We start from the raw sequence: 20887 nt of genomic DNA on the forward strand, positions 1-20887 counted from the left end.
ACCCCGCTCGCGCGTCGCGCGATCGACCCTCCCCTCCAGGGGAGGGTGAAGAAATCAGCCTCTGCCGTCTGCGCAGCGAAACGAATAAAGGAAGGAAACCCACCATGGCGTATGAGACGATCAAGTACGAGGTCGCCGAGCAGATCCTCACCATCACGCTGAACCGGCCCGACAAGCTCAACGCCTTCAACGCGCAGATGCAAGCGGAGCTGATCGACGCGTTCGACGCCGCCGACAAGGACGACAACGTCCGCGCCATCATCGTGACAGGCGCAGGACGCGGATTTTGCGCCGGCGCCGATCTCTCCTCCGGCGCCGACACGTTCGACCGCGACGCGCGGCGCGGGCCGGTGAAGCGCCTCGCCGACGGCAAGGTGGACTACAGCGATCCGCAGGTGCGCGACGGCGGCGGCCAGGTGACCTTGCGCATCTTCAAATGCCTCAAGCCCGTGATTGCCGCGGTGAACGGCCCGGCGGTCGGCATCGGCGTCACCATGCAGCTCGCGATGGACATCCGCATCGCATCCGAGGCCGCGCGCTTCGGCTTCGTGTTCTCCCAGCGCGGCATCGTGCCGGAGGCTGCCTCGAGCTGGTTCCTGCCGCGCATCGTCGGCATCTCGCAGGCGCTTGAATGGTGCTATTCCGGCCGCGTCTTTCCGGCACAGGAGGCACTCGCCGGCCGCCTCGTCAGCAAGGTCGTCGCTCCCGACGATCTCCTGCCGACCGCCCGCGCGCTGGCCAAGGAATTTGCCGCGAAAACCGCGCCGGTCTCGGTCGCCCTGATCCGCCAGATGATGTGGCGCATGATGGGCGCCGATGATCCCATGGAAGCCCACAAGGTCGACAGCCGCGGCATCTACGCCCGCGGCCGCTCCGACGACGTCAAGGAAGGCGTGGTGTCGTTCCTGGAGAAGCGGCCCGCAGAGTTCAAGAACAAGGTCTCGAGCGATATGCCGGATTATTTCCCCTGGTGGTCGGAGCGGGACTACAAGTAACGAGCCCGCCCAGGTGGCGTAGGCGAAAGAGGCCTACGCCGCCTTGATGGCGCGAATGAAGGTCTCGACGAACTGACGCATGTTCTCCGACTGACGCGTCAGCTCCTCGGAGGCATCGAACACTTCGCCGGCGGCAGCGCTGGACTCGCTCGATCCGACTTTCACACCCTGGATGCTCTGCGAGATCTCGCCAGTCCCTCGTGCGGCCTCCTGAACATTGCGGGCGATTTCCCGCGTGGCCGCGTCCTGCTCGACGACCGCGGCGGCGATCGACGAGGCGATCTCGTTGATCTCCTCGATCGTGGACGTGATGCCGTGGATCGCGCTCACGGCCTGTCCGGAGCTGGTCTGGATGGCGGCGACCTGATCGCGAATGTCGTCGGTCGCCCTGGAGGTCTGCTCAGCGAGGCTCTTCACCTCGCCCGCCACGATGGCAAATCCCCTGCCCGCCTGCCCCGCCCGCGCCGCTTCGATCGCCGCGTTCAAGGCCAGCAGATTGGTCTGCCGCGCGATCTCGTTGATCAGCTGGAGCACGTCGCCGACCTTCTCCGCCGCCGACGAGAGCCCCTGCACGGTTTCGTTGGTGCGCCGTCCCTCGGTGACGGCCTTCTCCGCGATCTGCGCCGACTGCGTCGCGCGCCGTCCGATCTCCGCAACCGAACTGGACAATTCCTCGGTGGCCGCAGCGACGGTCTGCATGTTCGCCGACGCAATCTCGGTCACGCCCGCCACGCTGGCCGCTTTGTCGCTGGTCTGGCCGGCGGAACGCCTCATCCCGCCCGCGGTCGCCTCCAGCTGCGACGATGCGGAAATGACGGTCTCGATCACTTCGGTCACGTCGACGTCAAAGCGGTCGGAGAGCTCGTCGATGCGCGTCGCGCGCGCGGCCTGTTGCGCAGCAGCCTCACGCTCTCTCGCGTTCAGCTCGACACTTCGAACCAGGCTGTCCTTGAAGAACTGAACCGCGCACGCCATCGAGCCGATCTCGTCCGTGCGGTCGGTGCCCTCCACCTGCTGGTCCAGCTTGCCGTCGGCAAGATGCGTCATGGTGCCGGCGAGCCGCCCGATCGGCACGGCAATGCCCCGCGCCATGATCGCCGCGGTCAACATGCTCGTCAGCAGGGCGAGCAAGGACAGCGCCGTCACGAGACCGAGGCTGAGAGTTGCTTCGGACTTTTTCTTCGCCATCAGGCCGGTGAGCTCCGTCACCAGGCCGTCCTCGATCTTCTTCAGCAGATCGATCCGAGCCGTGGCGGCATCGAACCAGGATTTGCTGCCGAGCGAGCCGAACTCGCCCGCAAGCCCGCCGCGCTCGACGACCTTGCGCATGCCGTCGAACTTGTCGATCGCAGGCCCCGAAAATTCCGAGCTGAACAGATCCCTCGCGTGAGGCGAGGCCACCGCGCGGAAGGCGGCAAAGAAGCTGTCCTGCGCGGCTGCAAGGCCAATCGCCCTGACATAGGCCTGCGGCTCGAAACGTCCGGCGGCGATCGCACCGGCGACGGTCGCGCGTTCCAGGCCGGCGCGTTCCTTGGCCTCCACCAGATTGGCGTGGGCGGCAATCGACCGCGAGATCTCGTCATCCGTTGCGAGCTTGGAAATGCCTGATGTCACCGTGATCAGACGCCCGACGATCTCCGTCAGGGCACCGGTCGCCGCTGCGGGAGCGATGGCCTGCCGATCGATCTGCGCGCGCAGTGAATCAAGGCGTCCCAAGCTCTCGGTTGCCGCCTGACTTGCAGAGGCGAGCCGACCGCGGCCTTCGCTCGTCAGATCCGCCAGCGCACCCAGCGCCATCGCGCGGCCCGCGTCGGTGCGGCCGCGCTGCTGCTGGAGCTCGGCGCCCAATTGCGTGCCCTTGCTGCTCAGAAAGGTCAGGGACAATCCGCGTTCGCGCTGCAGCTCGTGGACCAGGCCGCTCAACTTGCCGACGCCGTCGACGACCGGCTGCATCGCCACCATTTCAGAACGCACGGCCCATTTGGCGGAAATATCGTACAGGGCGAGCGCAGCGAGCGTCGCGAGAGGCAGCAGCGCCGCCAGCGCGATGCGATGAATTATTCTTATATTCCTGAACATCATCCGAGTTCACGATTGCGTACTCGTGATAGGATCGGACTGGTAAAGAAAACGCCTTATACGAGTGAGAAAAAGATAGGCGACGCCTGCTCACGAATGCGGCAAGGCCGATCAGTCCATCGTCAGCGCTACACGCCCGATCGCCTTGCGGTCGATCAAGAGCCGCATCGCCTTTGCATAATCCTGCAGGGGCAGACGGTGTGAAACGTTGGGGCGCAGCTTGCCTTCCTCCGCCCATTGCAGCAGCGCATTCAGACGCAGCTGTCCGAGCGCAGGGTTCTTTCGTACCGCTTCGCCGGCACGTACGCCGAGCACGCTCGCACCCTTGATCAGCAGGAGGTTGGTCCTCGCCGAACCGATGCCACCGGTGAAGCCGATCACCAGGAGCCGCGCGCCCCAGGCGATGCAGCGCATCGAGTCCTCGAAGACCTGGCCGCCGACGGGATCGAACACGACGTCCGCGCCGCGCCCGTCGGTGATGCGCTTGACGGCATCGCGAAACGGCTCGCGGTCGTAGCGGATGAGATGATCGGCGCCGCGCGATTTGGCGATAGCGAGCTTCTCGTCGCTGGAAGCGGTGGCGATCACGGTCGCGCCCAGCATCTTGCCGATCTCGACGGCCGCCAATCCCGTGCCGCCGCCGGCGCCATGCACCAGCAGCACTTCGCCCGGCTCGACCCGGCCGCGATCGATCAGCGCGTGATAGGCCGTGCCATGACCGGCGAGATAAGTCGCAGCTTCCGCGTAGTCGAATGTCGAGGGCTTGGGGGTCAGCTGCGACGGCGTGACGACGGCTTCGTCCGTGAATGCGCCATGACGCATCTTGACGATGACCTTGTCGCCGACGGCAACACCTTTCGCCTCGGTGCCGATCTCCGTGACGTCGCCGGCGGCTTCCATGCCGGGCGTGAACGGCAATTCCGGCTTGAGCTGATATTGCCCGGCGGCCATCAGCACATCGGGGAAATTGAGGCCCGCGGCCCGGATCCTGACCCGCACCTCGCCCGGCTTCAGGGTGCGCGACGGATATTCTTCCAGGCGCAGGGTCTCGGGCTCGCCGAGCGCGTGGCAGACGACGGCGCGCACCATCAGGCCGCGCTCGCCTTGCTGCGCAGAAGCGCCTCGCGGATCAGCGGCAGGCGGTCGTTGCCGAAATACATGTCGGTCTTGTTGACGAAGATCGTCGGCGAGCCGAAGCCGCCGCGGGCGACGACCTCTTCGGTATTCGCCTTGAGTTGATCCTTGATCCCCTGCTCCGAAATGCCAGCGAAGAACTTTGCCGCGTCGATGCCGACCTTCCTGCAGATCTCGGCCAGCACGGCGTCCTGCGAAATGTCCTTGTCCTCGCCCCAATAGGCCTCGAACACGGCCGTCGCGAACGGCACCATGTCTTTGCCGAGCCAGATGCAGCCCCGCATCGCCTTGACGCTGTTCACCGGAAACACCGTCGGCGGCATCTTGATCGCAAGGCCGGCCGAGCGCGCCCAGTCCTGAAGGTCCTTCTTCATGTAGCGCGCCTTCAGCGGCACCGGCTTCTCGCGCTGCGCATAGACGCTCGGATTGACCGTGTTGAAGATGCCGCCGACCAGGATCGGCCGCCAGACGATCTCGGCGCCCGCCTCCCTGGCGAGCGGCTGGATGTTGTGGAAGGCGAGATAGGTCCAGGGGCTGGAGCAGTCGAAGAAGAATTCGATCATGGCGTTTCCTTATGTGTCTTGTCTTGCCCCGCCCTCTCCCCGTCATTGCGAGGAGCTCTTGCGACGAAGCAATCCAGAATCCCTCCGCGGAAAAACTCTGGATTGCTTCGCTTCGCTCGCAATGACGGGGAGAGAGCGGTGCCTACTTCCTTCCCAGCACTTCCTTAGCCCGTTGCCCAAACATGATCTTGCGTGATTCCTCGTCGAACGGCTCCTTGACGAATTTTCCGATCGCAAGCCCCGCCTGCACCTGCGGCCTCGCCCGCACCTCGGCGTACCAGCGTTTGACGCTCGGATAGTCGTCGAGCGTGAAGCCTTGCGCCTTGTGGGTCATGGTCCAGGGGAAACAGGCGATGTCGGCGATGGAATAGTCGCCGGCGACATAGGCGCCGGTCTTCTTCAGCTGCCGGTCGAGCACCCCGTACAACCGCGCGGCCTCGTCGCGATAGCGCTCGATCGCGTAAGGAATCTTCTCGGCGGCATAGAGCGCGAAATGGCCGTGCTGGCCGAGCATCGGCCCGAGGCCAGCCATCTGCCACATCACCCACTGGATCGCAGTGGAGCGGCCGCGCAGATCGGTGGGCAGGAAGCGGCCGGTCTTCTCCGCCAGATAGATCAGGATCGCGCCGGTCTCGAAGACCGAGAACGGTCCGCTGCCGTCGGCGGGATCATGATCGACGATCGCGGGAATGCGATTGTTCGGGGAGATCGCCAGGAACTCGGGACTGAACTGCTCGCCGGCGCGGATGTTGACGGGCTTCACCGTATAGGGAAGCCCGAGCTCCTCCAGCACAATCGAGATTTTCCAGCCGTTCGGCGTCGGCGCGTAATAGAGGTCGATCATGACCTGTCCCTTGGCACTTCCCTTGGGGTCTTCCCTGGCATTTCCTGTCGCCGCCGCCGGAATAGAGAGCGACTTTCGTTGTTCTGTACCTCGACGTTAGGACATGGCAGGAAGGGGCGCAACATCACCTGCCGGGAGGGCCGCCATGCTGTTTCCAACCACGATCGCCGGCTCCTTGCCGAAGCCGGAATGGCTCGCCGAGCCGAACATGCTCTGGGCGCCCTGGAAATCCCAAGGCGACGAGTTGCTGCGCGCCAAGCGCGACGCGACGCTGATCTGGCTGAAGATCCAGGAGGACGCCGGCATCGACATCCTCACCGAGGGCGAGCAGGCCCGTCAGCACTTCGTCCACGGATTCCTGGAGAAGATCGAAGGCATCGATTTCGCCCACAAGGTCGAGATGGGCATCCGCAAGGATCGCTACAAGGCGATGGTGCCGCAGGTGGTCGCCCCGCTCCGCCTGAGGGATCGCGTACACGCCTTCGAGGCCCGCGTGGCACGCACGCACACCAAGAAGAAGCTGAAATTCACCCTGCCCGGCCCGATGACCATCATCGACACCATTGCCGATCGCTATTATGGCGATCGCGTCAAGATGGCGTTTGCCTTCGCCGAGCTGCTCAACGAGGAAGCCAAGGCGCTGCAGGCCGACGGCGTCGATTTCGTGCAGTTCGACGAGCCCGCCTTCAACGTCTACATGGACGAGGTCAACGATTGGGGCATCAAGGCGCTGGAGCGCGCCGCGCAGGGACTGACCTGCACCACGGCCGTGCACATCTGCTACGGCTACGGCATCAAGGCCAACACCGACTGGAAGGAGACGCTCGGCGCGCAATGGCGGCAATACGAGCAGATCTTTCCGGCGATCGATGCGAGCCCGATCCAGCAGGTCGCGATCGAGTGCCGCAATTCCAAGGTGCCGCTCGACCTGCTCGCGCTTCTGAAGAACAAGGTCGTGCAGGCCGGCGTGATCGACGTTGCCAGCGACACCGTCGAGACCGCCGAGGACGTCGTGAAGGTGATCGACGCGGTGTCGAAATTCGTGCCCAAGAGCAACATCATCGCCACTACGAATTGCGGCATGGCCCCGATGCGGCGCGAGATCGCCGAAGCCAAGCTGATGGCGCTCGGCGCGGGCGCCTCGCTGGCGCGGGAGAAGCTGGGATGATCCGAAGGCGGGTCCGCTAGTCCAGCGCGCTCGGATGCTGCGTCGGCTGATAGCCGGCGCTGAACGCCCGCAGTGTGGACGGGGGCGTCAGCAGCATCGGGCTCTCTAGCTCGCACTCGGCGCGGGCATAGCCGGCGGGCGACCACAGCAGCGGCTGGCCCTGTCTCATCAGGAAGCTCTCCTCGCCCTGCTGCACCATCGCGCCGTCGGGCAATTGCGCTGGTGGCATCGGCAAGTCGTGCAGCCGCTTCTTGCCGCGATCGAGCCGCTCCCGATGCAGTTCGGCGTCCATCGCCTTCGCACTCACCTTGCTCGTACCGTTCCCCTTGTCCCAGGACGCGCGAAACCGGTTGGCATCGTCGCGGCGGCAGAAGAAGCAAGGTCGGTGTCCCGCCGCAAAGGCGGTGGCTTCGTCGAGAAAGAACAGCTCGGTCCAGCTCCGCCGCGCCATCACCGGGCGCCGCCAGCCGCGGAATTCGCACAGGCAAATGATCCAGGCCGGTGACGACCAGCGCTTTTTCAGCAGCGTCTTGGTCGCGGGATCATGGATGATACCGCGATTGCCGGTGAACATGCCGCGATGCGGCGTGGCGATGATCTCGCCGGTGGGCGTGACGCGGTTTTGCAGGGGCATGGTGTCTCAACCCGTCATTGCGAGGAGCCCTTGCGACGAAGCAATCCAGACTATCTCTGCGGATGCATTTCTGGATTGCTTCGCTTCGCTCGCAATGACGGCGGATATCACGCCGCCCCATCCCGCAGCGGCGGGTGGTAGGACAGCGCGGTGTCCCAGGGAAAGAAGATCCAGGTGTCCTGCGAGACTTCGGTGATGAAGGTGTCGACCAGCGGACGGCCCTTCGGCTTGGCATAGACGGTGGCGAAATGCGCATCGGGCAGCATCTCGCGCACCAGCCTGCCGGTCTTGCCGGTGTCGACGAGGTCGTCGACGATCAACAGTCCCTTGCCGGTGCCGCCGCCGAGCTTCATCGCCTGCTCCGAAATGCCCTTGAGCACCTGAAGCTCGCCCTGCTTGTCGTGATCGTAGCTCGCGATGCAGACCGTATCGATCACGCGCACGCCGAGCTCGCGCGCCACGATCGCGGCCGGCACGAGACCGCCGCGGGTGATCGCGATCACCGCATGAAACGGGCCGACTTCGTTCAGCCGCCAGGTCAGCGCCCGGCAGTCGCGGTGGAACTGGTCCCACGAGACCGGAAAGGCCCTGCCCGCCCGCTCCTGCGCACTCAGTTCCGGTGCTTCACCAGCCATTGTCGTCTCCTGCTTCGCACAGCGCCCGGCGCGCCGGGAGCTTTAGCGGGTGATGTTCAACCCCGCCAGCATGTCCTTCACGGCCGCCATAGCAGCCGCCAGCTTCTCCGGATCGCGCGAGCGCACCACCAGATTGGTGTTCGGCTTCTGCTCCTCGTCCATGAAGGGATAGCTGCCGATGATGGTGTCGGGATGGGCGGCGGCGATCGCCCGCAAGGGGCTGCCGATGTCGCCCTCGCGCGCATTGGCGCGCACGGTGTCGGAGAGCATGCGCACTCCCGATTTCAACTTGGGCGCGACGATGTCCATCATCGCCTGCATGATCGAGGGTACGCCCGCCATGACGATGACGTTGCCGATCTTGAAGCCGGGGGCGAGGATGGTCGCGCTCTGGATCAGCTCGGCACCATCGGGGATGCGGGCCATGCGCAGGCGGGCCTCGTTGAGGTCCTGCTCGCTCCAGCGCTCGCGGAAGCGGGCGACCACCTCGGGGTGGTGGTCGATGCCGACGCCGAACGCCTTGGCGACGCTGTCGGCGGTGATGTCGTCATGGGTCGGCCCGATCCCGCCGGTGGTGAAGACATAGGTGTAGCGATGCCGCAGTGCATCCAGGGCCGCGATGATGTCGGGCTCGTCGTCGGAGACGACCCGGACTTCCTTCAGATCGATGCCGATATTGGTCAGGTATTCGGCGATGAAGCCGATATTCTTGTCCTTGGTCCGGCCGGACAGGATTTCGTCCCCAATGACCAGAATGCCCGCCGTGACGATCTCGCTCATGCCTTAAGTCCCTCACCTGTGGCGCCGACTTTGCCGGGGTAACGCGTTGAAGTCACGCGGTTTTGCTGCCGAAATAAGCAGTCCTCAGCCATTTTTTCAGGCAGGCCGCCGGCCGTCCCCGGCAAACGCCGCCAGTCCATGCTTATCGCGCTGGCCCGGCCCTTGCTACCTCCTACGGAAGTCATGCACTCTCACGGCATGGCCACAGGACGTTGCGGTCTCCACCAAGGACCAAACGACCTGACCAATGGCGCAACGCCCCGGGGAGAACAGTCGGGATCTATGGCAGTCGCGTTTGATGAAATGAATATTCCCGGCGGGGATCTTCGCCCCGCCTATCAGGAGCTGGCGCGCTGGCTCAAGGAGACCCCTCCCGAGGCGCTCGAATATCGCCGCCAGGAGGCCGAGCTGCTATTCCGCCGGATCGGCATCACCTTCGCGGTCTACGGCGATTCGGAGTCAACCGAGCGGCTGATCCCCTTCGACGTGATCCCCCGGATCATGTCCGGCAAGGAATGGTCGCTGCTGGAAAAGGGGCTGAAGCAGCGCGTCAAGGCGCTGAACATGTTCCTGCGCGATATCTATCACGGCCGCGACATCCTCCGCGCCGAGATCGTGCCCGACGATCTGATCTTCCAGAACCCAGTGTTCCGCCCCGAGATGAACGGCCAGCAGGTGCCGCACGATGTCTACGTGCACATCGCCGGCATCGATATCGTCCGGGTCGACGCCGAGGACTTCATCGTGCTGGAGGATAACGCGCGCACGCCGTCCGGCGTCTCCTACATGCTGGAAAACCGCGAGATCATGATGCGGCTGTTTCCGGATCTGTTCGCCCGCCACCGGGTGGCGCCGGTCGAGCGCTATCCGGACGAGTTGCTCGCCGCGCTGCGCTCGGTCGCGCCGCTCAGCGCATCCAGCGAGCCGACAGTCGCCCTGCTCACGCCGGGCGTCTACAACTCCGCCTATTACGAGCACTCCTTCCTCGCCGACAAGCTCGGCATCGAGCTCGTCGAGGGCCGTGACCTCATCGTCAAGAACAACGAAGTGTTCATGCGGACGACGGAAGGGCTGAAGCGGGTCGACGTGATCTATCGCCGCGTCGATGACGACTTCCTCGACCCCCTCACCTTCCGTCCCGATTCCGTGCTCGGCGTGCCCGGGCTGATGTCGGCCTATGCGGCCGGCAACATCACGCTCGCCAACGCGGTCGGCACCGGCATTGCCGATGACAAGGCGATCTACTCCTACATGCCTGACATCGTGAAGTTCTATCTCGGCGAGGAGCCGATCCTGAAGAACGTCCCGACCTGGCGCTGCCGCGAGCCGAAGGATCTCGCTTATGTGCTGGACAACTTAAGCGAGCTCGTCGTCAAGGAAGTGCACGGCTCCGGCGGCTACGGCATGCTGATCGGACCTGCCGCGACCAAGGCCACCATCGAAGCGTTCCGCGAGAAGCTCAAGCGCGAGCCGGAGGGCTTCATCGCCCAGCCGACGCTGGCGCTTTCGACCTGCCCGACCTGCACGGCCTCGGGCCTCGCGCCGCGCCACGTCGATCTCAGACCCTTCGTGCTCACCGGCAGCAAGCGGACCACCGTCGTGCCGGGCGGACTGACACGCGTCGCGCTGAAGGAAGGCTCCCTGGTCGTGAATTCGAGCCAGGGCGGCGGCACCAAAGACACCTGGATCCTGGACGAGTAGCTCGATGCTGTCGCGTACCGCCGAAAACCTCTATTGGCTCGCCCGCTACGTCGAACGGGCCGAATATCTCGCGCGCACCATCGATGCGACGCTGCGCGTCACCGCGCTTCCCGCCGCCTATATCGGCAAGACCAACGAATGGGACTCGGCGCTGCTCACCGCCGGCGTCGCCGCCAGCTTCTATCAGAAATATGAAGAGGCCAACGAGCACAACGTCGTCGACTATCTCTCCTTCTCCGTGGACAATCCGTCCTCGATCAGGAACTGCATCGAGGCGGCGCGTCTGAATTCACGCTCGGTCCGCACCGCGCTGACCAGCGAGATGTGGGACACCATCAACTCGGCCTGGATCGAGTTGCAGGAGGTCTGGAGCAAGGGCACGTCGACTCGCGAGGATCTGGCCAAGTTCCTGCGCTTCGTGCAGGAGACCTCGCTGCGCTTCGACGGCTCGGCCTACCGGACCATGCTGCGCAACGACGCCTACTGGTTCTCGCGCCTCGGCCTGCACCTCGAGCGCGCCGACAACACCGCGCGCATTCTCGACGTGAAGTATCACGTGCTGCTGCCGGAAGAGGAGCATGTCGGCGGCCCGCTCGACTTCTATCAATGGAGCTCGATCCTGCGCTCGGTCTCGGCGCTGACGGCCTATCACTGGGTCTACCGCGAGACGCTGAAGCCGTGGCTGGTCGCGGACCTGCTCATCCTCAACGGCACGCTGCCGCGCTCGCTGGCGAGCTGCTACGACAATCTCGTGCGCAATCTCGACCAGATCGGCGTCGCCTATGGCCGCCAGGGCCCGGCCCAGCGCCACGCCCGCGGCATCCGCAACCGGCTGGAACACAGCAACATGAACGACATTTTCCAGCATGGCGTGCATGAATTCATTCAGGAATTCATCACGGACAATTCCAGGCTGGGCGAAATCATCACGAAGCAGTATTTGATCTGACCCGGTGCTGCGCACCGCCCGGAACGACGCCAGAACGACGGTCACCATGCGCCTGCGAATTCTGCACACCACGACCTATCGCTACGAGCCGTCGGCCACGAGCGTGATCCAGATCCTGCGCATGACGCCCGGCAGCCATGACGGGCAATATGTGGCGGAATGGCAGATCGACGTCTCCACCGACACCAAGCTCGACATGCATGAGGACGCCTTCGGCAACGTCACCCATGTGCTGTCCTGCGGGCCTGTCGGCGACATCCAGATCACCGCCGAAGGGCTGATCGAGACCCACGACACCGGCGGCGTGCTGCGCGGCGCCGACGAGCGCTTTCCGGCCGGCATGTTCCTGCGCGCCACCGACCTCACCTCCGTCAACCCGGCGATGGCGGCGGTGGCGCGCCAGTTGCGCAGCGAAGCCGAGAGCGACACGCTCGGCTTCCTGCATACGTTGATGAGCGAGATTGCCGATCACATGACGTTCGACGAGGACCCGACCAACAGCGGGACCTCGGCGGCGGAGGCATTCGCGCTCAAGCGCGGCGTCTGCCAGGACTACGCACACATCTTCATCGCCTGCGCCCGTGTCGGCGGCGTGCCGGCGCGGTTCGTCTCCGGTCATTTCCTGCGCGCGGACGGCATGCTGCATCAGGATGCCGGGCACGCCTGGGCGGAAGCCTTCGTGCCCGATCTCGGCTGGGTCGGCTTCGATCCCGCCAACGGCATCTGCGCCACCGACGCCCATGTCCGCGTCGCGATCGGGCTCGACTATCTCGGCGCGGCCCCCGTGCGCGGCACCCGTTATGGCGGCGGCGCGGAGACGCTGACGGTGGCCGTGAAGGTCGACCAGGCCGGCCGCGGCGGGCAATCGCAGTCGCAGTGGCAGAGCTAGGCGCCGCCGTCCGGCCTATCGGACGTGCTACACTCGCGGGATCAGACCTGTTCCCGCGAGGACCCCATGGCGACTGTCAAACTGCTTTCGGACGATGAACTCTCCAGCGAGGCGCGCGCCGTCTTCGACGATATCCGCAAGGTGCGGAAGTCGGACTTCGTCAACAATTTCTGGCGTGCGCTGGCGCATGATCCGAAGACGCTGCGGCGGACCTGGGAGAGCATCAAGGAGGTGATGGCGCCGGGCGCGCTCGATCCCAAGGTCAAGGAGATGCTCTATGTCGCGGTGTCGATCGCGCATGGCTGCAGCTATTGCATCCACTCCCACACCGCCGCCGCGCGGGCCAAGGGGATGAGCGAGGCCGAATATGGCGAGCTGCTCGCCATCGTCGGCATGGCCGCGGAGACCAACCGCCTGGTCACCGCGCTCGGTGTGCCCGTCGATGCGGCGTTTCTGGTCGATACAGCCGACTGAGGTTCTGCCCCGGGAATCGGGGGTTGGAGCGGCCGGCGAAATTGGCTAGTAATTCCGCGCAAACGCGTTCGGGGACTGGAAATGACCTATTGTTGCGGAATCCTGGTTCGGGACGGTCTGGTGATGATCGCCGACACCCGCACCAATGCCGGTCTCGACAATGTCTCGACCTTCCGCAAGCTGCACATCTTCTCCAAGCCCGGCGATCGCATCATGGCGATCGCCAGCGCCGGCAACCTCGCGATCAGCCAATCCGTGCTCTCCACACTGACCGAAGGCCTGGAAGACCCCAACACGGGCGAGCTCGAGACGCTGATGAACGCGCCGACCATGTTCCAGGCGGCCCAGCGCATCGGCCGGGCCATCCGCGCCGTGCATGCCACCGAAGGGCCGGCGCTGAGATCCGAGGACGTGTCCTTCGACGTTTCCTTCCTGTTCGGCGGTCAGATCAAGGGCGCGCGCATGCGCCTGTTCATGGTCTACACCGCCGGCAATTTCATCGAGTGCACCACCGACACGCCCTACCTGCAGATCGGCGAGCACAAGTACGGCAAGCCGGTGCTCGACCGCGCCATGCATTACGACGTCGAGCTCTACGAGGCGCTGAAGACCGGGCTGATCTCGATGGATTCGACCATGCGCTCGAACCTCGGCGTCGGCCTGCCGATCGACGTGCTGGTGGTGCGCAGCGACGCCTGCGAGGCCGACCTCAACCACCGCATCGAGGCGGGTGAGCCCTATTTCCACGATCTGCGCTCGCGCTGGTCGGCGGCGTTGCGCGCGGCGCATCAGAACATTCCGCGGCCGCCCTACAAGAACGAAAAAGAACCCAAAACCTGACAGCTACAAGACCTGACAACCACAAGACCTGACAACCAAGAGACCTTGAAGAGAGAAAAGGCAGGAAACGATGAGTGAAGCAAAGAAGATCGCCGTGGTGACGGGCGCCGGCACCGGTGTCGGACGCGCCGCCTCGCTGGCGTTGATGAACATCGGCTTCACCGTGGTGCTGGTCGGGCGCCGGCTCGACATGCTCGAGGAGACCGCAAAGCTCGGCCCCGCCGGCAAGAGCCTCTGCGTCACCGCCGACATGACCAAGCCGGATTCCATCGCCGCGCTGTTCGACAAGGTGAAGGCGACCTATGGCCGGCTCGACGTGCTGTTCAACAATGCCGGCATGGGCGCGCCGGCCGTGCCGTTCGAGGATCTCAGCCTCGAACAGTGGCAGGCGGTGGTGAACACCAACCTCACCGGCCCGTTCCTGTGCACCCAGCACGCCTTCCGCATCATGAAGGACCAGAGCCCGCGCGGCGGCCGCATCATCAACAACGGCTCGATCTCGGCGCACGCGCCGCGGCCGTTCTCGGCGGCCTATACCTCGACCAAGCACGCCATCACCGGCCTCACCAAGGCCTCGAACCTCGACGGCCGCATGTACGACATCGCGGTCGGCCAGGTCGACATCGGTAACGCCGCGACCCCGATGACCGATCGCATGGTCAACGGCCCGGGCGTGCTGCAGCCCGACGGCACCACCAAGCATGAGCCGCGCATGGACGCCAAGGCCGTCGGCGATGCCGTCGCCTACATGGCCGGCCTGCCGCTCGATGCCAACGTGCTGACCATGACGGTGATGGCGACCAAGATGCCGTTCGTCGGACGGGGTTAAGTAAAAAACGCGAAAACAACCCCATGCACAGTAGGCGTCAAGAGGCGCCTGCTGTTGCTCGGCAGCGGGGGTGGCACGAGTTAAGTCCCCGCGCTGTCTCAACAATCGTCATTGCGAGCGCAGCGAAGCAATCCAGGATATTTCCACGGAGGGATTCTGGATTGCTTCGTCGCAAGGGCTCCTCGCAATGACGGGGAGAGAGCGGAGGCCTACTCCAAACTCTCCACCTTCCGCAGGCTTGGAAACAGCTTCATCCAGAGCAGCGCTACTCCGACGGTGGCGACGCCGCCGAGCACGGCGGCCGGCATGGCGCCAAGCAGCGCGGCGGCCACGCCGCTCTCGAACTGGCCGAGCTGGTTGGAGGCGTTGATGAACAGGAAGTTCACCGCACCGACGCGGCCGCGCATCTCGTCGGGCGTTGCGAGCTGCACCAGCGAGAAACGGATCACGACGCTGATCGTGTCGGCCGCGCCGAGCACGGCGAGCGAGAGCACCGACAGCCACATCCAGGACGACAGCGCAAACACGATGGTGGCGAGGCCGAACACGATCACGGCCTGGAACATGCGCAGGCCGACATGCCTGGAGATGGCGTGACGCGCCAGCACCACGGTCATCAGCAACGCGCCGACGGCGGGCGCAGCGCGCAGCACGCCGAGCCCCACAGGGCCGGTCTGGAGGATGTCGCGCGCATAGATCGGCAGCAGCGCCGTGACGCCGCCGAACAGCACCGCGAACAGATCCAGGGAGATGGTGCCGAGGATGGCCGGGTTGCTGCGAATGAAGCGGACGCCGGCAAAGATGTTGTCGGAGTCCGTTCCCTCTTTCGCGATGGCCTGCGGGCGCGGCCGGATGAAGCCGGTCAGGATCATCCCGAAGATCCAGAACAGCACCATGATGGCATAGGCGAGATGCGGTGCGACGGCATAGGCGAAGCCGCCGAGCGCGGGCCCCGTGATGGTTGCGACCTGCGCCGCACCGCTGGAGACGGCGGTGGCACGCTGCAGCGAGCCCTGCGGCGCGATCAGCGGCAGCAGCGCTGCCGTGGTCGGGCTCTCGAACGCCCCGGCGATCCCGAGCAGGAAGGTCGCGATGAAGATCTGCACCTCGCTGACCACACCGAGATAAGTGATCACGGTGAGATAGAGCGCGGTCGCGGCCTCCACGAGCTGGCAGAGCTGGACCACGCGCTTGCGCTCGAAGCGGTCGGCGGCATGGCCGGCGACGAACACCAGGAGCGCGGTGGGCAGGAACTGGACGAGGCCGACCATGCCGAGATCGAAGGCCGATCCGGTGAGATCGTAGATCTGCCAGCCGATCGCGACCGCCGCGATCTGGCTGGAAAAACGCGACAGGCTGCGCGACAGCAGGAAGAACAGGAACGCGCGGTGCGCAAGAAGCGCGCGGGCGCTGACCGGCGGATGTCCGGATACTGGCTGCTCTGGCATCGCCTTTCGGGTCACCCTCGGACCGCTCTCCCCCTTCGACGTGGACGGGGCCCCGCGTGACCGAGGTCGACCCGCTTGTCAACAGTGGGGCGCTTCCGGCTGCTCCCGGCATTGCCTTTGCAGCGCGGGCGCGGCCATAATCATTGAGGGTTTGGGGACATCATGCTGCGCTTGCAATCGGCACTCGGCATTTTCGCATTGCTGTTGATCGCCTTCGCGCTGGCGGAGAATCGGCGCGCCGTGTCGCTGCGCCAGGCCGCGGTCGGCCTGCTCGTCACCTTCGCCACCGCGATCGTGCTCCTGAAGCTGCCGGTCGTCGCGCACGCCTTCGGCGCCATCAACGACGCCGTCGGGGCGATCTCCGCGGCCTCCCGCGCCGGCTCCGCTTTCGTGTTCGGCTATGTCGGCGGCGGCACCCTGCCCTTCGACGTCAAAGTGCCCGGCGCCGACTTCATTCTGGCGTTCCAGGCGCTGCCGATCGTGCTGGTCATGAGCGTGCTGACGACGCTGCTGTTCTACTGGCGCGTGCTGCCGCCTGTTGTCCGCGGCATGGCCTGGCTGCTGGAGCGGACGCTCGGCGTCGGCGGCGCGGTCGGCCTGTCGACCGCCGCCAACATCTTCCTCGGCATGGTCGAGGCGCCGCTGTTCGTGCGGCCCTATCTGGCACAGATGACCCGCAGCGAATTGTTCCTGGTGATGACCGGCGGCATGGCGGGCATCGCCGGCACGGTGCTGGTGCTCTATGCGACGCTGCTCGCGCCCCTCATCCCGGATGCCGCCGCGCATTTCGTGATCGCGTCCGTGCTCGGCGCACCGGCCGCGATCCTCATCAGCCTGATCATGGTGCCCGAGACCTCGGACAAGCGCACCGGCGGCATGCTGGGAGATCCCCGGGTCGCCAGCGATCCCGAGATGGAGGTGTCCGGCACGATGGACGCGATCGTGAAAGGCACCAGCGCGGGGATCGAGTTGCTGATCAACATCGTCGCCATGCTGCTGGTGCTGGTGGCGCTGGTCTATCTCGTCAACGCCATTCTCGGCCTGCTGCCGAACATTGGCGGCGCCGCGATCTCGCTGCAGCGCCTGCTCGGCCTTGTGATGGCGCCGGTGTGCTGGCTGATGGGACTGCCGTGGGACCAGGCCGTCACCGCCGGCAGCCTGATGGGCACCAAGACCGTGCTCAACGAACTGATCGCCTATGTCGACTTCTCGAAGCTGCCGCCCGGTACGCTCGATCCGCGCTCGCGCCTGATCATGCTCTATGCGATGTGCGGCTTCGCCAACTTCGCCAGCCTCGGCATCATGATCGGCGGCTTAGGGGTGATGGCGCCGGAGCGGCGCGAGGAGATCAACACGCTCGGACTGAAGTCGATCGTATCGGGGACGCTGACGACGTGCTTGATGGGGGCGGTGGTGGGGGTGTTGAGTTAGGTACGAACTGTCTGAATCTCGTCAGTTCGTCCCAAATGCATCTGCGAATTCCTGGCAAGCGGAAAGCAGATGGCGACGATTCAACCCAATATTCCCCCAGCCAAGCGCTCCGCTGAATTTTACAATGACGCGGTCCGGGTGCTTCGGATTCAGTCTTGCATCTGTCGTCCACGATAAGCGGTCAAGTTTGACCTGGACAATTTCCAATCGTTCACAGGCTGATGCAATAGACGCAAAAAGCGCTTGCGCTTCGTCAAACGAAAGGTCGACCGACGAAGCTTCTCCCGCAGTGCAAAGGAGTTCAAATGTCGGGTGACGATAATACAGAAGTAGACCGCCTGAGAGTGCAATGTCGACCATGTTCTATTAACGCCCGAAAAGCCATTGCAAACGCGAAAAGCCAGTAGCCGCGATGGAGCGCAGCGTAGTCCGGGAAAGTGCGCACCGTCGCGTGCAGCGGCCCCGGATTACGCTGCGCTCCATCCGGGCTACGAAGAAACCCTCCCCCGTCATTGCGAGCGGAGCGAAGCAATCCAGAAATGCATCCGCGGAGATAGTCTGGATTGCTTCGCTCCGCTCGCAATGACGAGGAGAGAGTCTACGCCTTCAGCTCCACCGTCTTGAACTCCGCCGGCAGGATCACCTCCAGCAACTCGACGTCGTCGGAATAATCCAGGATCATGTGCTTGATCTTCGGCGGCTGGGTCCAGGCGCTGCCTTCCTTCATCAAGGTCTCGCCCTGCCCGTCCATATAGGTCTTCACCCAGCCCTTGAGCACGTAGACCATCTGGAATTCGACGTTGTGAAAGTGCAGCTTGGAGACCTCCGCCGGATCGCAAGGGCCCTGCAGGCGGATCACATGCGCTTGCGCAAGACCTCGGGTCGCGTCGGCGATGCCGAGGTCGCGGTACTTGGCGTAGGCGCGCAGGCCGTCGGCCTTGAAGTCTTCCTCACGGTGATGGCTGATCGCGATGCGCTGCCTCGCCCGGGTTGGCTTTTTTGGAGCCGCGAAGGGCGCCTTCGCTTTCACCGCCTTGCGGGCCGGCGAGCGTGCCGCGGCCTTGACGCCGCTGCGCTTCTTCACCGCAGTCTTCGTGGCGGGTCGTGATGCCTTTTGCTTGGCCATTGTCTGCCTCCCTGATCTCTGCCGCGCCCGCCGGACGGGTTCGGCCCGGGCGCAGACTAGCCAGTCCTGGACGAGGCAGCAATTGCGGTCGTAGCTTGTCCGAAGCTGTCGTCGCGAATGGCCCTCGTCTCGTATTCGTTTTCTCGCTGAATTAATCTTGCAGGGAGATTCTGGGGGACTTGATTCATGGGCGGCAGCGTAGGTCAGCGTGCATTTCAGAATGCCCGGCTTCAAAAGCGGCAGAAGGCCGAAGTGCTGCCAATGCTCGGGCACGCTCTCCAGCTGCACAAGATGGGGCTGTTGCCGGAAGCGAAGACCGCCTATCGCCAGGTCCTTCAACTCGCGCCCAACCAGATCGTCGCGCTGCACATGCTCGGCATCCTGGAGTCCGATGCCAAGAACTATGAGCAAGCCGAAAGCCTGCTGAGCCGGGCGGTCGCCGCTGATCCGCGATCCGCCGATGCCCATATGAGCCTCGGCATCGCTCTCAACGGCTTACGGCGTCACGACGAGGCCTGCGCGAGCTATCGAAAGTCCCTCGCCCTGCGGCCTAACCACGCCGTCACGTTGTCCAATCTCGGCAACGCGAGCGTAGCCCTGGAGCTGCACGAGGAAGCGCTGCGCAGCTACGACAAGGCGCTCGCACTCGACCCGAACCTTGCCGAAGCCCATAACGGCCGGGGTTGGGCGCTCTGCCGTCAGCGCAGCTATGACGAGGCCGTCGCAAGCCTGAACCGCGCGCTGTCGATCAAGCCCAATTACGCGGCGGCGCTCGCGAACCGCGCCACCGCCTTGCGGGAACTTCAGCGATTTGACGAAGCCCTGGCGGACGGCAACCGGGCCATCGCGCTGGCACCCGACGAGGCCAACGGGTGGCTCGCAAGGGCCGGTGTGCTGCTCCAGATCCAGCAGATTGCCCAGGCTTCGCACGATTGCGAGCAGGCCCTCGCGATCGATCCCGGCTCCATTCAGGCTCACCTGGTGCTGGGCCTCTGCCTCGCCGGACTTGGCCGGGTCGACGATGCGCTCGCCAGTTTCGACAGGGCGCTCGACATCCAGCCTGACCTGCAGAGCGCAATCTCCAACAAGATCTTCACGCTCGACTTTGCAGGGGACGCCACCGTCGAGCGGCATCAGCAGGCGCGGCAGGTGTGGTGGGACCGCGTCGGCGCGAAGATCGCTTCAGAAACGGCGAGACCGCACGACAACGGCCGCGATCCGGATCGCCGCCTGGTGCTCGGCTATGTCTCGTCGGATTTCAACGCGCATTCGGCCGCGTTGATCTTCAAGCCGGTCCTTCAGCACCATGACCGGACACAGTTCGAGATCGTGTGCTACGCCTGCTCGGCGAAAGTGGATGCGGCGACCGGCGAATTTCGTGAGATCGCCGATCGCTGGCGCGATGCCTCGCAATGGACCGAAGATCGCCTCGCCGACGAGATCCGCGCCGACGGCATCGATATCCTGATCGATCTGTCCGGCCATACAAGAGGCAACCGCCTCGGTGTATTTGCGCGCAAACCGGCACCGATCCAGGTCCATGGCTGGGGCCACGGCACGGGCACCGGCCTGCCGACGATCGATTATCTGATGTCGGACCCGGTCGCGATTCCCCGGGATGTCCGGCATCTGTTCGCAGAGACCATTGTCGACCTGCCATGCTTCGTGACGCTGGCGCCGCTGCCGGACGGGATTACGCGGGCACCGACGCCGGCGATCTCGAACGGCTTCGTCACCTTCGGCGTCTTCAACCGCATCAGCAAGATTTCCGACGAGGCCGCGGAAGTCTGGTCCAGGATTCTCGAGGCGGTGCCGGGTTCGCGACTGCTGATCAAGGACGTCGCGCTGGACGACCAGATGGTCCGCGAAAATTTGCTGGCGCGGTTCGCGGCTTGCGGCTTGCCGGCCGAACGCGTCGAGCTGCTTGGGGCCACCTCGCGCGGCGAACATCTGGCATCGTTCAATCGCGTCGACATCTGCCTCGACCCGTTCCCGCAGAATGGCGGCGTCAGCACCTGGGAAGCCCTGCAGATGGGCGTGCCGGTGGTCGCAAAACTCGGCAACAGTCTCCCCAGCCGTGCGGCCGGCTCCATCCTCACCGCACTCGGCTTGCCGGACTGGGTCACCGATAGCCGCGAGGCGTATATCGACATCGCAACGAGCTGGGGCTTGCAGATCGAAGAGCTCGAGAAGTTGCGCCGCGAACTGCCCGACAGGATCCGGGCAACGGCCGCCAGCAACCCCGTCTCATACGGGCGCGCGGTGGACGAGGCTTATCGCGCGATGTGGCAGCGCTATTGCAGCAGCGGTGGTTGATTGCCCCTCGGGCGATTACGCGGACTGCGCGTTCGCTCGACGCAGCGGCAAT

General features: G+C 64.8%; 20 protein-coding genes. 10 read left to right on the top strand and 10 right to left on the bottom strand.

The window, feature by feature from the left end; translation table 11 throughout:
- Positions 1-104 precede the first annotated feature (104 nt).
- Positions 105-995 carry a crotonase/enoyl-CoA hydratase family protein gene (locus tag Q0743_RS08895; protein ID WP_298241167.1) on the top strand — a complete coding sequence of 297 codons (891 nt, stop codon included), beginning with the start codon at positions 105-107 and terminating at the stop codon, positions 993-995.
- A 33-nt stretch (positions 996-1028) separates the two neighbouring features.
- Here the strand turns inward: Q0743_RS08895 and Q0743_RS08900 are convergent, their stop codons facing one another.
- The 4 genes from Q0743_RS08900 to Q0743_RS08915 form a co-directional block, all read right to left on the bottom strand.
- Complete coding sequence (locus Q0743_RS08900; RefSeq protein WP_298241168.1) at positions 1029-3074, bottom strand: nitrate- and nitrite sensing domain-containing protein; 2046 nt, start codon at positions 3072-3074, stop codon at positions 1029-1031.
- A 111-nt stretch (positions 3075-3185) separates the two neighbouring features.
- The gene (locus Q0743_RS08905) at positions 3186-4163 is read right to left on the bottom strand and encodes an NADPH:quinone oxidoreductase family protein (RefSeq protein WP_298241169.1); all 978 of its coding nucleotides are present in this window, start codon (positions 4161-4163) and stop codon (positions 3186-3188) included.
- Positions 4163-4771: a 2-hydroxychromene-2-carboxylate isomerase gene (locus Q0743_RS08910; protein ID WP_298241170.1), complete on the bottom strand. Its 609-nt coding sequence runs from the start codon at positions 4769-4771 to the stop codon at positions 4163-4165. Before Q0743_RS08910 ends, Q0743_RS08905 begins: the two co-directional genes overlap by 1 nt.
- A gap of 142 nt (positions 4772-4913) precedes the next feature.
- Positions 4914-5615 (bottom strand): glutathione S-transferase N-terminal domain-containing protein, encoded by a 702-nt coding sequence (locus Q0743_RS08915; RefSeq protein ID WP_298241171.1) that lies wholly within the window; start codon positions 5613-5615, stop codon positions 4914-4916.
- A gap of 145 nt (positions 5616-5760) precedes the next feature.
- Between Q0743_RS08915 and Q0743_RS08920 the strand changes: the two genes are divergently transcribed.
- Entirely contained in the window at positions 5761-6783 is a 1023-nt protein-coding gene (locus Q0743_RS08920) for a methionine synthase (protein ID WP_298241172.1), read from the top strand.
- A 16-nt stretch (positions 6784-6799) separates the two neighbouring features.
- Here Q0743_RS08920 and Q0743_RS08925 read toward each other — a convergent pair whose 3' ends face one another.
- The 3 genes from Q0743_RS08925 to Q0743_RS08935 all read right to left on the bottom strand — a co-directional run bounded on the left by Q0743_RS08925 (position 6800) and on the right by Q0743_RS08935 (position 8832).
- Positions 6800-7417 (bottom strand): hypothetical protein, encoded by a 618-nt coding sequence (locus Q0743_RS08925; protein WP_298241173.1) that lies wholly within the window; start codon positions 7415-7417, stop codon positions 6800-6802.
- Between the two features lie 107 nt (positions 7418-7524).
- Positions 7525-8052: a xanthine phosphoribosyltransferase gene (gene gpt / locus Q0743_RS08930; protein WP_063195254.1), complete on the bottom strand. Its 528-nt coding sequence runs from the start codon at positions 8050-8052 to the stop codon at positions 7525-7527.
- A gap of 42 nt (positions 8053-8094) precedes the next feature.
- Positions 8095-8832, bottom strand: coding sequence for a molybdopterin-binding protein (locus tag Q0743_RS08935; RefSeq protein WP_097658358.1), 738 nt, complete (start codon positions 8830-8832; stop codon positions 8095-8097).
- 282 nt (positions 8833-9114) lie between these two features.
- On the opposite strand from Q0743_RS08935, the gene Q0743_RS08940 reads away from it, so the two are divergent.
- The 6 genes from Q0743_RS08940 to Q0743_RS08965 all read left to right on the top strand — a co-directional run bounded on the left by Q0743_RS08940 (position 9115) and on the right by Q0743_RS08965 (position 14514).
- Positions 9115-10533, top strand: coding sequence for a circularly permuted type 2 ATP-grasp protein (locus tag Q0743_RS08940; RefSeq protein ID WP_298241174.1), 1419 nt, complete (start codon positions 9115-9117; stop codon positions 10531-10533).
- A 4-nt stretch (positions 10534-10537) separates the two neighbouring features.
- On the top strand, positions 10538-11482 hold the full coding sequence (locus tag Q0743_RS08945; protein WP_100176763.1) for an alpha-E domain-containing protein: 945 nt from the start codon (positions 10538-10540) through the stop codon (positions 11480-11482).
- Positions 11483-11528: 46 nt separating this feature from the next.
- Complete coding sequence (locus tag Q0743_RS08950) at positions 11529-12371, top strand: transglutaminase family protein (RefSeq protein ID WP_298241175.1); 843 nt, start codon at positions 11529-11531, stop codon at positions 12369-12371.
- 66 nt (positions 12372-12437) lie between these two features.
- Entirely contained in the window at positions 12438-12845 is a 408-nt protein-coding gene (locus Q0743_RS08955; RefSeq protein WP_298241176.1) for a carboxymuconolactone decarboxylase family protein, read from the top strand.
- Positions 12846-12926: 81 nt separating this feature from the next.
- On the top strand, positions 12927-13685 hold the full coding sequence (locus tag Q0743_RS08960) for a proteasome-type protease (protein ID WP_298241177.1): 759 nt from the start codon (positions 12927-12929) through the stop codon (positions 13683-13685).
- A gap of 70 nt (positions 13686-13755) precedes the next feature.
- Positions 13756-14514: an SDR family oxidoreductase gene (locus Q0743_RS08965; RefSeq protein WP_298241178.1), complete on the top strand. Its 759-nt coding sequence runs from the start codon at positions 13756-13758 to the stop codon at positions 14512-14514.
- A gap of 209 nt (positions 14515-14723) precedes the next feature.
- Here the strand turns inward: Q0743_RS08965 and Q0743_RS08970 are convergent, their stop codons facing one another.
- On the bottom strand, positions 14724-15962 hold the full coding sequence (locus tag Q0743_RS08970) for an MFS transporter (protein WP_298241179.1): 1239 nt from the start codon (positions 15960-15962) through the stop codon (positions 14724-14726).
- A gap of 162 nt (positions 15963-16124) precedes the next feature.
- On the opposite strand from Q0743_RS08970, the gene Q0743_RS08975 reads away from it, so the two are divergent.
- The gene (locus tag Q0743_RS08975) at positions 16125-17393 is read left to right on the top strand and encodes a nucleoside transporter C-terminal domain-containing protein (RefSeq protein ID WP_298241180.1); all 1269 of its coding nucleotides are present in this window, start codon (positions 16125-16127) and stop codon (positions 17391-17393) included.
- Between the two features lie 21 nt (positions 17394-17414).
- Here the strand turns inward: Q0743_RS08975 and Q0743_RS08980 are convergent, their stop codons facing one another.
- On the bottom strand, positions 17415-17753 hold the full coding sequence (locus tag Q0743_RS08980; protein WP_298241181.1) for a hypothetical protein: 339 nt from the start codon (positions 17751-17753) through the stop codon (positions 17415-17417).
- A gap of 238 nt (positions 17754-17991) precedes the next feature.
- Positions 17992-18519 (bottom strand): cupin domain-containing protein, encoded by a 528-nt coding sequence (locus Q0743_RS08985; RefSeq protein WP_298241182.1) that lies wholly within the window; start codon positions 18517-18519, stop codon positions 17992-17994.
- A gap of 186 nt (positions 18520-18705) precedes the next feature.
- Here Q0743_RS08985 and Q0743_RS08990 point away from each other — a divergent pair, with 186 nt between their 5' ends.
- Positions 18706-20835 carry a tetratricopeptide repeat protein gene (locus Q0743_RS08990; protein ID WP_367184867.1) on the top strand — a complete coding sequence of 710 codons (2130 nt, stop codon included), beginning with the start codon at positions 18706-18708 and terminating at the stop codon, positions 20833-20835.
- Positions 20836-20887 lie beyond the last annotated feature (52 nt).

Source organism: uncultured Bradyrhizobium sp., assembly GCF_936943645.1.
Taxonomy (GTDB): Bacteria; Pseudomonadota; Alphaproteobacteria; order Rhizobiales; family Xanthobacteraceae; genus Bradyrhizobium.

What these genes read in the sequence shown, in the direction of transcription:
- Q0743_RS08895 (WP_298241167.1), top strand. Translation starts at nt 105, where the DNA reads ATGGCGTATGAGACGATCAAGTACGAGGTCGCCGAGCAGATCCTCACC.
- gpt (WP_063195254.1), bottom strand. Translation starts at nt 8,052, where the DNA reads ATGGCTGGTGAAGCACCGGAACTGAGTGCGCAGGAGCGGGCGGGCAGG.
- Q0743_RS08985 (WP_298241182.1), bottom strand. Translation starts at nt 18,519, where the DNA reads ATGGCCAAGCAAAAGGCATCACGACCCGCCACGAAGACTGCGGTGAAG.
- Q0743_RS08955 (WP_298241176.1), top strand. Translation starts at nt 12,438, where the DNA reads ATGGCGACTGTCAAACTGCTTTCGGACGATGAACTCTCCAGCGAGGCG.
- Q0743_RS08980 (WP_298241181.1), bottom strand. Translation starts at nt 17,753, where the DNA reads ATGGTCGACATTGCACTCTCAGGCGGTCTACTTCTGTATTATCGTCAC.
- Q0743_RS08915 (WP_298241171.1), bottom strand. Translation starts at nt 5,615, where the DNA reads ATGATCGACCTCTATTACGCGCCGACGCCGAACGGCTGGAAAATCTCG.
- Q0743_RS08945 (WP_100176763.1), top strand. Translation starts at nt 10,538, where the DNA reads ATGCTGTCGCGTACCGCCGAAAACCTCTATTGGCTCGCCCGCTACGTC.
- Q0743_RS08950 (WP_298241175.1), top strand. Translation starts at nt 11,529, where the DNA reads ATGCGCCTGCGAATTCTGCACACCACGACCTATCGCTACGAGCCGTCG.
- Q0743_RS08900 (WP_298241168.1), bottom strand. Translation starts at nt 3,074, where the DNA reads ATGTTCAGGAATATAAGAATAATTCATCGCATCGCGCTGGCGGCGCTG.
- Q0743_RS08970 (WP_298241179.1), bottom strand. Translation starts at nt 15,962, where the DNA reads ATGCCAGAGCAGCCAGTATCCGGACATCCGCCGGTCAGCGCCCGCGCG.
- Q0743_RS08990 (WP_367184867.1), top strand. Translation starts at nt 18,706, where the DNA reads ATGGGCGGCAGCGTAGGTCAGCGTGCATTTCAGAATGCCCGGCTTCAA.
- Q0743_RS08905 (WP_298241169.1), bottom strand. Translation starts at nt 4,163, where the DNA reads ATGGTGCGCGCCGTCGTCTGCCACGCGCTCGGCGAGCCCGAGACCCTG.
- Q0743_RS08910 (WP_298241170.1), bottom strand. Translation starts at nt 4,771, where the DNA reads ATGATCGAATTCTTCTTCGACTGCTCCAGCCCCTGGACCTATCTCGCC.
- Q0743_RS08925 (WP_298241173.1), bottom strand. Translation starts at nt 7,417, where the DNA reads ATGCCCCTGCAAAACCGCGTCACGCCCACCGGCGAGATCATCGCCACG.
- Q0743_RS08975 (WP_298241180.1), top strand. Translation starts at nt 16,125, where the DNA reads ATGCTGCGCTTGCAATCGGCACTCGGCATTTTCGCATTGCTGTTGATC.
- Q0743_RS08940 (WP_298241174.1), top strand. Translation starts at nt 9,115, where the DNA reads ATGGCAGTCGCGTTTGATGAAATGAATATTCCCGGCGGGGATCTTCGC.
- Q0743_RS08920 (WP_298241172.1), top strand. Translation starts at nt 5,761, where the DNA reads ATGCTGTTTCCAACCACGATCGCCGGCTCCTTGCCGAAGCCGGAATGG.
- Q0743_RS08935 (WP_097658358.1), bottom strand. Translation starts at nt 8,832, where the DNA reads ATGAGCGAGATCGTCACGGCGGGCATTCTGGTCATTGGGGACGAAATC.
- Q0743_RS08965 (WP_298241178.1), top strand. Translation starts at nt 13,756, where the DNA reads ATGAGTGAAGCAAAGAAGATCGCCGTGGTGACGGGCGCCGGCACCGGT.
- Q0743_RS08960 (WP_298241177.1), top strand. Translation starts at nt 12,927, where the DNA reads ATGACCTATTGTTGCGGAATCCTGGTTCGGGACGGTCTGGTGATGATC.